Origin of the sequence: Arthrobacter sp. BE255, from assembly GCF_031457335.1 — a bacterium.
Taxonomy (GTDB): Bacteria; Actinomycetota; Actinomycetes; order Actinomycetales; family Micrococcaceae; genus Arthrobacter.
The window spans coordinates 151,300-165,060 of record NZ_JAVDWK010000005.1 but is presented as its reverse complement, the minus strand read 5'-3'; the positions used below and the strand labels follow the sequence as shown (position 1 = coordinate 165,060).

The following is a 13,761-nucleotide window of genomic DNA, read 5'->3' as shown; positions in this document are numbered from 1 at the left end:
CTGAATGATGTCAGTTTTCTGACATCGCCAAGGTATGTCAGAATACTGACATGAGTCAAGAAGGCGCCGGGATAGACCTCAATTCGTCACTGGGGTACCTCCTGAAGGAAGCAGCGAGTGCCCTGCGGTCCGAGATGGAAGCAGTGCTGCGCCCGCTGGGCATGACCATCACGCACTACGCCTGTCTGGAACTGCTCGCCCAGCGGCCCGGACTGTCCAACTCCGAGCTGGCCCGGGGGGCGTTCGTGTCGCGCCAGTCCATGAACGTCCTCCTGCAGTCACTGGAACGCGACGGGCTGGTCACCCGTCCGGCCCAGCCCGCCACCGGACGGGTGCTCCCAACCCGTCTGACTCCCCCGGGCCGCGGGCAACTGGAGAAGGCGAGCGCCGCCGTGAGGGCTGTCGAGGACAGGATGGGGGCAGCTCTCGAACCCGCCGAGAAGGATGAGCTGCGGCGCCTGCTCAAAGCCTGCGCCACCTCCCTGGGCAGTTCCGACTGACCGGACGCCGTTGCCGGTTCCGCGGGGCCGGTGACAGGATGGCGGCATGGGCATCGAAGTCCGGCCGGCAACGCGGTTCGAGGACGTCAGGACAATGGTGGGGCCAAAGCGGCCAGACGCCAACGTGTGCTGGTGCCTGAGCTACCGCATCCCGTCAAAGCAGAACCTTGAGCTTCGCGGCACGGCGCGCGGCGACCTGGTCAAGGAACTCGTGGGGCAGGATCCCCCGCCAGGGGTCCTCGCGTACGACGGCGACGATGTGGTGGGGTGGGCAGCGGTCCACCCGCGCGCGGACACCAGCTTCGCCCGCAACCGCCGGATTCCGCAGGTGGATGACCTGGAGGTGTGGTCCGTGTGGTGCATCCGGGTTCGCCCCGGGCACCGCGGCGGCGGAATCTCCCACCATCTCCTCCAGGGCGCCGTGGTCCTCGCCCGCAGCTACGGGGCACCGGCCATCGAGGGGTATCCGGTGGACAACCGCGGCAGCAAAGTGGACCTGACCATGGCCTACGTGGGCACCCGCAAGCTCTTCGAGAAGGCTGGATTCACCAAGGTGGCCGATACGGACTCGGTGCTCAACGGATTCCCGCGCGTCGTGATGCGCCTGGACCTGCGTTGATCCGGTGACCGCGCTGATCAGCGCTTCTTCCACCAGCGTTTGGGCCAGTCCTTGTCCATGAGCCACAGCGCAAGGAGGAGGGAGTCCGTGGTCATAAGGAACGCGATGAGATAGGCCCAACCTGTGTACCAATGCACGGCAATCTCCTGACCTGGTTAGCCCCAGCCACTCGATTGACCTCAAGTGTGGCACGGAACGAGCCAGGATGGAACGGCTGCCGCGGAGCAGCCCGGAGCGCTGCCCCGGCGCAGTCAGGCGGCTCGCAGTGCGCCGCTTCCGGCTGCCCTGAAAAGTGCTGCCAGGCGGCCGTGTGCCTTGGTCTCCAGATACAGCCGGTGCGTGAGCTTTTCGACCCTTTCGGAGAGCTCGGCGCCTACCGGCAGGCGGTCTCCGGGCCAGCTGGAGGACTCCTTGGAGTCTGCCAAAGCCTCCGCCAGGGCCTTCGCGGCGGCCCGTACCTTGAGGGAGTGGAAGTACAGCCGGAGCAGTGCCCGGCTCTTGTCCATGCCCGCGCGGAACAGCTCACGCGTCCGTGTCCGGTGCTCAGCCGGTTCGTCCCCGATGTTGTTGTGTCCCATGTGGCTTCCCCGCCTTCCGCAAGCCGTCCAACGTCCGGGCCGGATCCGGGAGGCGGCCGGGCCGGGAAATTGCTGCCTGTTTTGAGTGTCCCGGGCATTCATCAACGTCTGCCCAAGCCAAAGCCAAGATTTGCTCAAGATCGGCGCGGACGGGCGGGGCAAGTCTGCCCTGCCGGCACCCAGCGCGGATTAACTGCGGGTGTGAGCCATGTGACAATGCTTGGCGCGCCTTAATACGGTAGAAGTAGAGCTATGCATTCCACGCCCGATATTCGCCGCGCCGTTGTAATAGAGGACGACCCGGACATCCGTGGGCTGCTGGTACGGGTCCTGGTCAAGCAGGGCTTCGAGGTCTCCGAAGCCGATTCCGGTCTTCCGGGCGTGGAACTGGTCCGCAGGGTCAAACCTGACCTGGTCACCCTGGACCTGAACCTCCCGGACCTGGACGGCCTCGAGGTCTGCAAGCTCCTGCGCGAGTTTTCTGATGCGTTCATCGTGATGCTGACCGCCCGTGCCGACGAACTGGACAAGCTCACGGGCCTGGACAACGGCGCGGATGACTACATCAGCAAGCCGTTCAGCCCCCGCGAGCTCCAGTCCAGGATTAATGCCCTGTTCCGCCGCCGCCAGTCACCCGCCGTCGACACCGCCGCCCGCAGCGAGCTGGAGCGCGCCACCGAAGTCCAGCAAAGCCTCCTGCCCAAGGAGGACGTCAGGGTGGAGGGTTATGACCTCGCCGGCGTCTTCCGCCCCTCGCGCAGCGTGGGCGGCGACTTCTACGACTGGTACCGGACCCCGGACGGGCTGCACCTGACATTCGCCGATGCCATGGGCAAGGGCATGGGTGCAGCGCTCATCGCGGCCACGGTCCGCGCCGTGATGCGGTCCATGGGCCACCGGCAGGACCTGGACGGGGCGTTCGCCTCGGCCAGCCAGGCCATCGCCACCGACCTGGATTCCTCCAACTCGTTCGTCACCCTGTTCCACGCACGCCTGGATGCCGCGTCAGGCACGGTCAGCTATGTCGACGCCGGCCACGGGCTTGCGCTGCACGTCACGGCAGGCGGAGGCGTCCACCGTCTCCCGTCCGGCGGTCCGCCCGTGGGTGCGTGGGCAGGAAGTGCCTGGCCGCAGTCCTCACTGGACCTGGCCCCGGGGGACTCCCTGGTGGTTGTCAGTGACGGCGTGCTGGACGTCTTTGATTCCGTCGAGGCCTTCACTGCAGCAGTTCTTTCGGCCGCCCACGGCCAGCCGTCCGCCCAATCAGCAAGCGATGCCATCCTGTCGCTGGCGCCGGCGGAAACCGCGGAGGATGATGTCACAGTAGTGGTAGTGCGACGCCTGCTGGAGGGAGCCGCAGCATGACCCGCTTCTGGACCCGGCTGGTGGTGGTCCTGACTGTCATTTTCGGCCTGAACTACGTGGCCTGGCGCTGGGCGGCGTCGCTGAACTGGGACGCCTGGTGGATCGCCGTGCCCCTGGTGGTGGCCGAGACGTACAGCCTGATCGACGTGATGCTGTTCGGCATGACGGTGTGGAAACTGAAGATCCGCAAGGCAGCCCCGGTGCCGCCGGCCGATGCCACCGTTGACGTGTTCATCACCACGTACAACGAAGATCTGGACATGGTCATGACCACGGCGCTGGCCGCCCAGAGGATCCGGCACCCGCACAGCACGTGGATCCTCGACGACGGCGCCCGGCCCGGGCTCAAGGCCCTCGCCGAGGAGCACGGCCTGGGTTACGTGACCCGCAGCGAGGACTGGACAGCCAACGTGCCGCGCCACGCGAAAGCCGGCAACCTGAACAACGCCCTGATGGTCACGCACGGCGAATTCCTCCTTATCCTGGACGCGGACCAGATCCCTGAACCGGACATCCTGGAAAAGACCCTGGGCTACTTCAACAACCGCCGCGTGGCCCTGGTCCAGACCCCGCAGTACTTCACCAACGTGCCCCCATCCGATCCCCTCGGCAGCCAGGCACCCCTGTTTTACGGGCCCATCCAGCAGGGCAAGGACGGCTGGAACTCCGCGTTCTTCTGCGGCTCCAACGCCATCCTGCGCCGTGAGGCACTGATGCAGCTTGGCCTGGTGGGCTACGTCAAGGAAACCGAAAAGAGCATCCGCCGTGCCCTGGCCGCCTCACGGTCCGCCATCAGCAAAGCCCGGAAATCGGCCGACGTCGGCACTCCCCTGGTTGCCGACGTGCTGGATGAGGTGGAGGCCGCCACCCGGCAGGCCCAGGAACAGCTGGAGGCGGGTGAACCGCTGAGCGAGATCACCTACCGGGTCCGCCGCCGCGTGGACGCAGCCGTCCAGACCCTGGTCCTCGCCGATGTCTCGGCGTTGCAGGCGGACCTTGAGGAGATTGCCGCCATGGAACTGGCGCACGTGGGTGACGCCGGCGTCCCCGTCGTTGCCGACGACGCCGTCCAGCGGATGTCAGCCCGGGACTGGTCACCGCTCGGCGCGCTGGAATCCGTGCAGGCCGTCCTGGATGCCCTGAACGTCGAACGGAACGACGAAGCGCAGCCGGTCATGCCGCTGGCCACCATCTCCGTCACCGAGGACATGGCCACCGCCATGCGCATGCATGCCATGGGCTGGGAAAGTGTCTATCACCACGAAATCCTGGCCTACGGGCTTGCGCCTGAGGACATTAAAACCATGCTTACCCAGCGCCTCCGGTGGGCGCAGGGGACCATCCAAGTGCTGCTCCGCGAAAACCCGCTGGTTCAGAAGGGCCTGAAAATCGGCCAGCGGCTGATGTACTTCGCCACCATGTGGACCTACCTCAGCGGCTACGCAGCAGTCATCTACTTCGCGGCCCCCATCATCTACCTGCTGCTGGGCATCCTGCCGGTGACGAGCCTGAGCTGGGACTTCTTCATCCGGTTCATCCCGTTTATGATCGCCAACCAGCTGCTGTTCGCCGTGGCCGGCCGGGGCATTCCCACCTGGCGCGGCCAGCAGTACAGCCTGGCCCTGTTCCCCACCTGGATCAAGGCGTGCTCGACGGCGGCCCGGAACGTCTGGTTCGGCCGTCCACTGGGCTTCGCCGTCACCCCGAAGGCGCGCCAGACCGGTGGTCCCAGCTGGAGCCTGATCCGCCCGCAGATCGTGGTGTCCGCCCTCCTGGCGCTTGCCGCCGTCGTGGGCATCATTCGGCTCGCCGCCGGACTGGCCGAGCCGCTTGGCACCCTGGTGAACGTGGCCTGGGTTATTTTTGACCTGGTGGTCATGAGCATCCTGGTTCGCGCCGTGCTGTACAAGGGCTACGAGCCCGCTGTGGACGTAGAGGCTGGAGAGAGGAAACCCGATGGAGTTTAGTTACGAGGTCAAGGATTCGTACGCGGAGGTCAAGGCGGACGGGCGGCTGAACATGGTGTCCGCACCCAAGCTCCGGGAATTCGTCACCGACGTGATCGCCGGCGGTTCCTCCCGGATCGTGGTGAACCTGGAGAACACGGCCTTTATGGATTCCTCGGGCCTCGGCGCCCTGATCGGCTGTCTCAAGGCGGCCCGGCAGGCGGGCGGAGACCTTCGGATTGCGGCCGTGCAGCCGCAGGTGAAGATGGTTCTGGAGCTGACCAGCATGGACCGGGTGCTCACCTCTTACGCCTCTGCCGAAGAGGCGTTCAGCAATGACTGAGGTCCTGGCCCAGCGGAGCTTCCGTGGGTTGGCTGACGTTGAGGCCATCGATTCCGTCCACAACGAGCTGGACGGCCTCTGGGAGGATGCCCCCCTGGTCCAGGCCGTGGACCAGATGACGTTCACTACGGCAGTCATCGAATCAGCGTCCAACATCGTCCAGCACGCCCAGCCGGCCAAGGCCCAGAAGCCCGTGGAACTGGGCGTGGACATCAGCGTCCAGCCCACCCTGCTGCGTGCCCGGGTCAGCGCCTTTTACGCGAAGCCGCCGTTTGGCCCGATGGAACCGGGAACGCCCGACGACGACTCCGAGTCCGGGCGCGGGCTGGCCCTCATCCAGGCGCTGGTCACCACGGTTACGTTCGAACGGCAGGACGGCACCAATACGTGGGTCCTCACCAGGACGTCCCAGGACTGAAGAGCTTCCGCTTCGAACCTTAGGTGGCGATCAGCACCGAAACCGTGGTGCCGCCGCCGGGCGTTTCGCTGATCTGCAGCTCGCCGCCGTGGGCCTTCGCGATGCGCCGGCAGGTGGCCAGGCCCAGCCCGGATCCGGGTCCGTCCCCGGCCCGGTTCAGCCGGACCAGCGGCTCCATCGCACGCTGCCTGTCCCCGGCGTCGATCCCCCTGCCGTTGTCCGCGACGGTCACCGTGGTTCCGCTGTCCCCTGCCACGGAGCTGACGCTGACCTGCAGGGCGCGCTCCGGGCTCCGATAGTTCAGAGAGTTGGCCAGGAGGTTCTGCAGCAGGGCCCGCAGCTGCGCCCGGTCCGCGACCAGGCCGGCGTCGTCGCAGTTAATGCCGCTGGCGTCCCCCAGGTCCAGGCCAAGATCGCGTGCGGCCTCGGCCGTGACAGCCAGCAGCGAGAGCCGCTCCCGGCGCAGCGTTCCACCCACTTTTGAATAGTCCAGGACGTCCTCAAGGGTCCCGAGCATGCGGCGCCCGCTTCCCCCGATCAGCGCCAGATATTCGGCTGCCGGGTTGCCCGGCGGGATGTCCGGGTCGTCCTCGGCAAGTTCCACGTACCCCAGGATGGTGGTCAGCGGGATCCGCAGGTCGTGGCTGACGCGCCCGGCAAACTCCCCCAGCACGGTGTTGCTGCGGCGCAGTTCGGCCAGGGCGTTGCTGAGCTGGAGGGTGCGGTGCTGGAGCTCCAGCAGCTCCACCACCTGGTGGGCCAGCACTTCCAGCATCGCGATCTGCTCCGCTTCGAGGGTGGCCGCACCGTCCGAGAAAACGCAGAGTGAGCCCAGAACGAATCCCGAGGCGGTCTCCAGCGGAACGGAGGCATAGAAGCGGACGCTGGCGATCTCGCCGGTCACAAAGGGGTTCTTCGCGAACCTGGGGTCCTTGGACGCATCGGCAACAACTGTTGTTTTTCGGCTGAGAAAGACCGCGGCGCACATCGAGTCTTCACGGGCGCAGACCCCGGGGTCCACGCCCGACGCCGCAATCTGGCGCTGCTGGTCCTCGCTGATGATGTTGACCACGCTGTAGGGAACGGCGCACAGCCGGGCGGCAAGCCTGACCAGGTTCTCGAGCGCCCCGGCGGCTTCGGCATCAGGGAGCTGAGGGGCTGCTCCGGCATCCTCGGGCATCAATCCGTAGTCCCTCAGACCTGCCGTCCGCCCGGATTCCGCAACTGCCGACAGGTGCGTGACGGTGCCGTTCATATAGTCATGTCCCCCAATGTCCCCAGCAGCAAATTCCAGCACTCGGCTGATGATATCGGGCTATCGCAACGCTGCTGTATTCTCTTGACACCTGCCAGCGCCATCGGCTTCACTATTACGTATGCTGAAATAACAGTTCCATGATGCGGAAGCTTCGAATGTGAAGCCGCCGAACCCGGCCCTCCGCATAGCCGTCACCATGGATGCCAGCACCTGCAACGAGGAACCAGCCAGCATGAAGCTTGCCGAATTCAACACCGCGGACACGGCTGCGGCCGCCGAAGCGCTGAAACCCTGCATCGACGTCCGGCGCTGGGTGGAGGCCATCACCGCTGCCCGGCCTTTCGCCTCCCGGGCAGCCCTCCTGGACTTTGCCGCAGCAACGGCGTCGCCGTTCACGGCCGCCGAGGTTGAAGCAGCCCTGGCGCACCACCCCCGGATCGGCGAGCGGCCCACGGCCAGCACCGCCGAGGCCTCCATGTCCCGCTCGGAACAGTCCGCCGTGGACCCGTCTGACAACGGCACCGCCACAGCACTGGCCGCAGGCAACGTGGCCTACGAGGAGAAGTTCGGCAGGGTCTTCCTGATCCGCGCCGCCGGACGGACTGCCCCGGAAATCCTGGCTGCGCTCAACACCCGGCTCAGCAACTCACCGGCGGAAGAAGACGCCATCGTCGCCCAGCAGTTGCGCGAAATCGCCCTGCTGCGGCTTGAAGGAGTGATCAGCGAATGAGCGTTTCCCATGTCACCACCCACGTCCTGGACACCGGCGCCGGGCGCCCGGCGGCGGGGATCGCCGTCGTCCTTTTCCAGCACGACGGCGGCACCTGGCAGCAGCTCGCCACGTCCGCTACTGACGCGGACGGCCGGGCGAAGGACCTCGGGCCGGAGCAGCTGGCGCCGGGGCGCTACCGGCTCAACTTCGCCATCGGCGAGTACTACGCCGCACTGGACACCGCCACGTTCTTTCCCGAGGTGGACCTGGTCTTCGAGGTCACGGGAGCGGAGCATTACCACGTGCCGCTGCTGCTGAGCCCGTTCGCGTACTCCACCTACCGCGGCAGCTAAACACCCGCGTTGCCCTGCCGGCAGTAGGCTTGATGGCATGGCTTTTGAAGAAACCCCCGCCGAACGCCGCGAGGTCACCGTCCGCCGGGCACCCAAATATGTGCCCTTCCTCATCCTCGGTGGCCTCGTGGGCGTCGCGGTGGCTGCCGTCGTGGCATACGGGCTCCCCGGCGACGAGAGCTTTGACCGTGGATCGGTGTTCGGGTTTTTCCTGGTCATGTTCGGCGCCGGCGGGGCCATTCTGGGCGCCATAGCAGCCCTCCTGCTGGACCGGCGGAGCGTCAAGCGCCAGCAGCGCGCCATCGTGGAAGCCGTTCCGGACTCGGAACCGGACGACGGCACCCAGCCTTAGGCGCAACGCCGGCACAAGCACACGCACAGGCGCGTAGCCAGTCACAAACGCCGCGGCGGAAAAGTCTTACCCCATGTCGTGAGATAATCGACCAGTGGCACGCGGCGATGGAAAACTTTCTCATGATCTTCTCCCTGGCGAAAAAGGCCCTCAGGACGCTTGTGGCGTCTTCGGGGTCTGGGCACCAGGTGAAGAAGTAGCAAAACTCACCTATTACGGGCTGTATGCACTACAGCACCGCGGTCAGGAGTCGGCTGGTATAGCCACCAGTGACGGCAAGCGGATCAACGTCTACAAGGACATGGGCCTCGTTTCCCAGGTCTTCGACGAGACCACGCTGAACACCCTGACCGGGCACCTGGCGGTGGGACACTGCCGCTACTCCACCACCGGAGCCAGCCACTGGGCCAACGCCCAACCCACCCTCGGCGCTACCAGCACCGGAACCGTGGCACTGGCGCACAACGGCAACCTCACCAACACCGCCGAACTCAACGCCATGATCCTGGAGCGCAACGGCGGCCAGCTCAGCGGCGAAATGAAGCAGGGCAACACTTCGGACACCGCGCTGGTTACGGCGCTCCTTGAAGGCGAAGAGGGCAAGACCCTCGAACAGACCGCCATCGAGCTCCTGCCCAAGATCAAGGGCGGCTTCTGCTTCGTCTTTATGGACGAAGGCACCCTCTACGCCGCCCGCGACACCTACGGCATCCGTCCGCTGGTCCTGGGCCGGCTGGACCGCGGCTGGGTGGTCGCTTCCGAGCAGTCCGCACTGGCCACAGTTGGCGCAAGCTTCATCCGTGAAATCGAGCCCGGCGAGTTCATCGCCATCGACGAAGACGGCGTCCGCTCCCAGCGCTTCGCCGAGGCGACGCCGGCCGGCTGCGTCTTCGAATACGTCTACCTCGCCCGCCCGGACGCCGCCATCGCCGGCCGCTCCGTGTACGAATCCCGGGTGGAAATGGGCCGCCAGCTGGCCCGCGAAAACACCCAGGAAGCCGACATCGTCATCCCGGTCCCCGAATCGGGCACCCCCGCCGCCGTGGGTTACGCCGAGGAATCCGGCATCCCCTTCGCGCACGGCTTCGTCAAGAACTCCTACGTGGGCCGCACCTTCATCCAGCCCTCGCAGACCCTCCGCCAGCTCGGCATCCGGCTCAAGCTCAACGCGCTGGAATCCGTGATCCGCGGCAAGCGCGTGGTGGTCGTCGACGATTCGATCGTGCGCGGCAACACCCAGCGCGCCATCGTGCGGATGCTCCGGGAAGCGGGCGCCGCGAGCGTCCACATCAAGATCTCCTCCCCGCCGGTCAAGTGGCCCTGTTTCTACGGCATCGACTTCGCCTCCCGGGCCGAGCTGATCGCCAACGGCGCCACCATCGAGGAAATCACCCAGGCCATCGGCGCGGACTCCCTCGCGTACATCTCCGAAGACGGCATGATCAACGCCACCCGCCAGCCCCGCGAACGCCTCTGCACGGCCTGCTTCACGGGCAAGTACCCGATCGAGCTTCCGGGCGCGGACAAGCTGGGCAAGAACCTGCTGGAGCGCACGGACCTCGGCGGCCTCACGCCGTCGCCCTCCGCCCTCCCCGGCTCCACGGCCGCCCTGGCGATCGACGCCGACGAGGACCCGGCCGAGAAAGCCGGCGCCACGGGCTGCGACCCGGGACCCGATGCCGAGTTCGAGAACCTGCTGACCGAAGCCGACCTTGTGCCAGACGTGCACGCCGCCACCACCGGCGCTGACAAGAAAGAGTCCGTATGACTTCCGCAACCCCCGCCGCCGGCAACGCTTCGAACAGTCCTGCGGGCATCACCTATGCCTCCGCCGGTGTTGACGTCGAAGCCGGCGACCGCGCCGTCGAGCTGATGAAGGGTGCCGTGAAGGCCACCCACAACTCCTCCGTGATCGGCGGCGTCGGCGGGTTCGCCGGGCTGTACGACGTCTCCAGGCTGCTGACCTACAAGCGCCCGCTGCTGGCCACGTCCACCGACGGCGTGGGCACCAAGGTTGCCATCGCCCAGGCCATGGACATCCACGACACCATCGGCTTTGACCTGGTGGGCATGGTGGTGGACGACATCGTGGTGGTAGGCGCCGAGCCGCTCTACATGACCGACTACATCGCCTGCGGCAAGGTTGTCCCCGAGCGCATCGCGGACATCGTCCGCGGCATCGCCGCTGCCTGCTCCGTGGCCGGCACCGCCCTGGTGGGCGGCGAAACCGCCGAGCACCCCGGCCTGCTGGGCGAGCACGAATACGACGTCGCAGGCGCCGCCACCGGCGTCGTCGAAGCCTCCGAACTGCTGGGCCCGGACCGCGTCCGCGCGGGCGATGTCGTGATCGGCATGGCCTCCTCCGGCCTGCACTCCAACGGCTACTCCCTGGTCCGCCGCGTCATCAACCACGCCGGCTGGGCACTGGACCGCCAGGTCTCCGAACTCGGCCGCACCCTGGGCGAGGAACTGCTGGAGCCCACCCGCGTCTACGCCGCCGACTGCCTGGACCTGGCCCGCGCCTTCCCGGTGAACACGGCCAACGCCGTGCACGGCTTCAGCCACGTCACCGGCGGCGGCCTGGCCGCCAACCTGGCACGCGTGCTGCCGCAGGGCCTCGTGGCCACCGTTGACCGCGCCACGTGGGAACTGCCTGCCATCTTCAAGCTGGTCTCGGAACTGGGCAACGTCCCGCTGGCCGACCTCGAGCGCACACTGAACCTCGGCGTGGGCATGGTGGCCATCGTGTCCGCCGAAGCCGCCGACGCCGCCGTGGCCCGCCTCAACGACCGCGGCCTGCCGTCCTGGATCATGGGCACCGTCACGGCCGACTCGGACTCCATCCTCAAGTCCGGCCCGGACTACGTCCAGGGCGCCAAGGGCGTGGACGGTGGCGCCGTCCGCCTGGTCAACGCCTACGCCTAAGCAAGTCTCAGGATGCCCGCGCAGCCGCTACATGCGGCCGCGCGGGCATCCGTGCTTAAATCTCCAGCAGGCTGAACACGCCGCCCTGCGGATCCTTGAGGGTGGCCGTGGAGCCGGGAGCATCGGGGTCTGAAACGTCGGGCTCGATCAGCACTTCCGCCCCGGCCGCCACTGCCTTCCGTACAGTCTCGGCAACGTCCGTGGCGCCGAAGTAGATATGCCAGCCAGGCTCATCCTCAGTGGCGGCTATCCCTGCCACCTCCGCACCGCCCACCATTAGCGTGGTGTACGTGCCGCCGTCGTCCTGTGGATACTCGGTGACCTCGTGGCCGAAAAGCTGCTGGAAGAATCCGACGGCGGCCTGCGGCTCGGGCGTGAGCAGTTCCGCCCACGACAGCGCACCGGCCTCGTTGTAACGTCCGGCGCCGGTATGGGTTCCGGGCTGCCAGACGCCCGTGGTGCCGCCGCCCGGCGGGTCAAGGAAGACCATCACGCCGGTGTCCGCCACCTGCTCCGGGCCGAACTGGACCGCGCCGCCCAGGTGCGTTGTTTCCTCGGCTATGGCCCGCGCGTCGTCGGCCGCCAGGTAGATGTTCCACTGCGCATGCGTGCCGAGGGATTCCTGGTGCGGGTTCTGCGGCGCGATGGTCGCAACGAGGTCGCCGCCGAGGAACGCCTTGGCGTAGCTCCGGCCGTCCGGCGTGGGCAGGTCCTCGAACCGCCAGCCGAAAACCGCGCCGTAGAAGTCCTTGGCCGCCGCGACATCGCGGGTCTGGACATCCGCCCAGCAAGGCTCGCCGTGCCGGTACGTGGGTGAACTGGAGTTTCCGGGCATGGAGGTCCTTTCGCGGGTGACAGCGGCGGGTGGGTTTCCCTGGGTCGACACCACCAGTCAACACCAAAAAGCCCGCTGCCTGCACCGGAGATCCGGTTCAGGCAACGGGCTTAATAACTGAGGTCAGCAAAGAATGGCTGAGGTCAATGCGTATAACTAAAGTCAGCACCGGGGTCCGCCAGGATTCCGGGTGCTGCAAAAGAAGCGCTGTACTGACGGACATGATGCGGCATCCGATCGTACTGCGGCGTCACGAGGCCGGGCGCCTTGCGGCAACACCGGCTTGCGACAACTAGCCGATCCGACGGCTGTCTACGTCGTCGTCGTCTTCTTCCAAATCGTCCGCGTACTTATCCACATAAGCCGAATAATCCGGTTCAACCGGTTCATTCGCGAAATGGCTCGTGGCACGACTTCCCGGACCCGTCAGCTCACGCTGAAGTGCCGAGTAGTCAGTGTTCGGGGAGTAGTACTTGATATCCCGAGCCTGCTTGGTAGCTTTTGCCTTTTGACGGCCGCGCCCCATGGCGTGACCCCCTTTTGTACTTGGACCGGAGGTGGTCACCTTGGCTATCGGTGAGGCCCCGGAATGTTTGGTCAATTTGTCGTACACCTAGATTACATGCTTTCGGCAGCACCTGCTTGCCAGCACCCACCCCCGGATGGCATGTCGGGCAGCCCAACAGCACCGAACAACAGGGTTCCCGGGTTTTTTGTTCGGTAGAGTCGCTTCATCAACTGCTGAACACCGGCCACGAACCGGGGATATCAGCCACGGCAACGCAGGAGGGCACACTCCCGTGAACCACGAGGACACCGCCGCAGGGCATTCCGGCGGAGGGCAGGATTTCGCTGCCGGCCGAACGGAACGCCCGCCCAAACCCGCCGCGCCGCCCACTGCAGGCTTGCCCCTGGTGCCTCCGGCGGCGGTTCCCCCTGTTGAGCTGCCGGGCCTGCCGCCGGCCCAACCGCCCCGGAAGCCGGGGCGCGCAGGGCAGACCGTCCTGAAAACCGTTTTTGTGCTGGTGCTCGTGGGCGTGGTGGGGTCCCTCATCTGGCTGGCAATGTGGCTCAGCGACAACGGACAGAACAACGGAAATTCCGGCGCCGACGGTTCGGGGGTCATCGAAATTTCGCCCAGCGCCCCGGCAAGCGCGCTGCCGCTGCCCCGTGAAGGCGTGCCGCCGGCGGACTTCAAACTTGGGGACTGCTTCAAGGATTTTGATCCGGAAGCACTGAAGTCGACCGTCGTAGCCTGTGATGCCGGCCATTCGGCCCAGCTGGTGGCCACGTACCGCTACCCCGCCAATGATTCCTACCCTGGCGGCGAAGCCCTCAAAGCCAAGGCCCTGGAGGCATGCCAGGCGGCGAAGCTTGCGCCCCCGGCCAACGACTTCACACTGAACTTTCAGCGGGCCTATCCCAGCAGCACCAGCTGGGAATCCGGTGACCGGCGCGTGGACTGCTACGTCACGGCACCCGGTGGGAACGTCATCACTGCCAGCGTCCTCCCCTGACGGAAGCACCGCTCCGGCTGATCCCAGCCGGAGCGGGGCG

General features: G+C 66.5%; 16 protein-coding genes. 12 read left to right on the top strand and 4 right to left on the bottom strand.

Annotation, left to right across the window (positions count from 1 at the left end; all coding sequences use genetic code 11):
• Positions 1–50: 50 nt before the first annotated feature.
• Together J2X42_RS11175 and J2X42_RS11170 are read left to right on the top strand one after the other, a co-directional pair.
• Positions 51–500, top strand: coding sequence for a MarR family transcriptional regulator (locus J2X42_RS11175; protein ID WP_310165090.1), 450 nt, complete (start codon positions 51–53; stop codon positions 498–500).
• A gap of 46 nt (positions 501–546) precedes the next feature.
• Positions 547–1,119, top strand: a complete 573-nt coding sequence (locus tag J2X42_RS11170; RefSeq protein ID WP_310165088.1) for a GNAT family N-acetyltransferase — start codon at positions 547–549, stop codon at positions 1,117–1,119.
• A 251-nt stretch (positions 1,120–1,370) separates the two neighbouring features.
• Here the strand turns inward: J2X42_RS11170 and J2X42_RS11165 are convergent, their stop codons facing one another.
• The gene (locus tag J2X42_RS11165; protein ID WP_310165086.1) at positions 1,371–1,697 is read right to left on the bottom strand and encodes a hypothetical protein; all 327 of its coding nucleotides are present in this window, start codon (positions 1,695–1,697) and stop codon (positions 1,371–1,373) included.
• 252 nt (positions 1,698–1,949) lie between these two features.
• Between J2X42_RS11165 and J2X42_RS11160 the strand changes: the two genes are divergently transcribed.
• From J2X42_RS11160 to J2X42_RS11145, 4 genes are read left to right on the top strand one after another with little or no spacing between them, the layout of a single operon-like run.
• On the top strand, positions 1,950–3,062 hold the full coding sequence (locus tag J2X42_RS11160) for a SpoIIE family protein phosphatase (RefSeq protein WP_310165084.1): 1,113 nt from the start codon (positions 1,950–1,952) through the stop codon (positions 3,060–3,062).
• Positions 3,059–5,029, top strand: a complete 1,971-nt coding sequence (locus tag J2X42_RS11155) for a glycosyltransferase family 2 protein (RefSeq protein WP_310165082.1) — start codon at positions 3,059–3,061, stop codon at positions 5,027–5,029. The genes J2X42_RS11160 and J2X42_RS11155 overlap by 4 nt, the downstream gene beginning before the upstream one ends.
• Positions 5,019–5,351: an STAS domain-containing protein gene (locus J2X42_RS11150; protein ID WP_111909217.1), complete on the top strand. Its 333-nt coding sequence runs from the start codon at positions 5,019–5,021 to the stop codon at positions 5,349–5,351. The genes J2X42_RS11155 and J2X42_RS11150 overlap by 11 nt, the downstream gene beginning before the upstream one ends.
• A complete protein-coding gene (locus J2X42_RS11145) occupies positions 5,344–5,769 on the top strand; it encodes an ATP-binding protein (RefSeq protein WP_310165079.1) in 426 nt (141 codons plus the stop codon). Before J2X42_RS11150 ends, J2X42_RS11145 begins: the two co-directional genes overlap by 8 nt.
• 19 nt (positions 5,770–5,788) lie before the next feature.
• Here the strand turns inward: J2X42_RS11145 and J2X42_RS11140 are convergent, their stop codons facing one another.
• Complete coding sequence (locus tag J2X42_RS11140; protein ID WP_310165390.1) at positions 5,789–7,024, bottom strand: GAF domain-containing sensor histidine kinase; 1,236 nt, start codon at positions 7,022–7,024, stop codon at positions 5,789–5,791.
• Between the two features lie 235 nt (positions 7,025–7,259).
• On the opposite strand from J2X42_RS11140, the gene uraD reads away from it, so the two are divergent.
• From uraD to purM, 5 genes are all read left to right on the top strand, one after another.
• Positions 7,260–7,757 (top strand): 2-oxo-4-hydroxy-4-carboxy-5-ureidoimidazoline decarboxylase, encoded by a 498-nt coding sequence (gene uraD, locus J2X42_RS11135; RefSeq protein WP_310165387.1) that lies wholly within the window; start codon positions 7,260–7,262, stop codon positions 7,755–7,757.
• Positions 7,754–8,092 (top strand): hydroxyisourate hydrolase, encoded by a 339-nt coding sequence (gene uraH / locus J2X42_RS11130; RefSeq protein WP_310165077.1) that lies wholly within the window; start codon positions 7,754–7,756, stop codon positions 8,090–8,092. Before uraD ends, uraH begins: the two co-directional genes overlap by 4 nt.
• A gap of 37 nt (positions 8,093–8,129) precedes the next feature.
• Positions 8,130–8,444, top strand: coding sequence for a hypothetical protein (locus tag J2X42_RS11125; RefSeq protein WP_310165075.1), 315 nt, complete (start codon positions 8,130–8,132; stop codon positions 8,442–8,444).
• A gap of 94 nt (positions 8,445–8,538) precedes the next feature.
• A complete protein-coding gene (gene purF / locus J2X42_RS11120) occupies positions 8,539–10,212 on the top strand; it encodes an amidophosphoribosyltransferase (RefSeq protein ID WP_131134479.1) in 1,674 nt (557 codons plus the stop codon).
• Entirely contained in the window at positions 10,209–11,369 is a 1,161-nt protein-coding gene (gene purM / locus J2X42_RS11115; protein ID WP_131134480.1) for a phosphoribosylformylglycinamidine cyclo-ligase, read from the top strand. The genes purF and purM overlap by 4 nt, the downstream gene beginning before the upstream one ends.
• A gap of 55 nt (positions 11,370–11,424) precedes the next feature.
• Here purM and J2X42_RS11110 read toward each other — a convergent pair whose 3' ends face one another.
• Positions 11,425–12,204 (bottom strand): VOC family protein, encoded by a 780-nt coding sequence (locus tag J2X42_RS11110; RefSeq protein ID WP_310165071.1) that lies wholly within the window; start codon positions 12,202–12,204, stop codon positions 11,425–11,427.
• A gap of 292 nt (positions 12,205–12,496) precedes the next feature.
• Positions 12,497–12,730, bottom strand: coding sequence for a DUF3073 domain-containing protein (locus J2X42_RS11105; protein ID WP_310165386.1), 234 nt, complete (start codon positions 12,728–12,730; stop codon positions 12,497–12,499).
• A 274-nt stretch (positions 12,731–13,004) separates the two neighbouring features.
• Here J2X42_RS11105 and J2X42_RS11100 point away from each other — a divergent pair, with 274 nt between their 5' ends.
• Positions 13,005–13,721 carry a septum formation family protein gene (locus J2X42_RS11100; protein ID WP_310165069.1) on the top strand — a complete coding sequence of 239 codons (717 nt, stop codon included), beginning with the start codon at positions 13,005–13,007 and terminating at the stop codon, positions 13,719–13,721.
• The last annotated feature ends 40 nt before the right edge of the window (positions 13,722–13,761 follow it).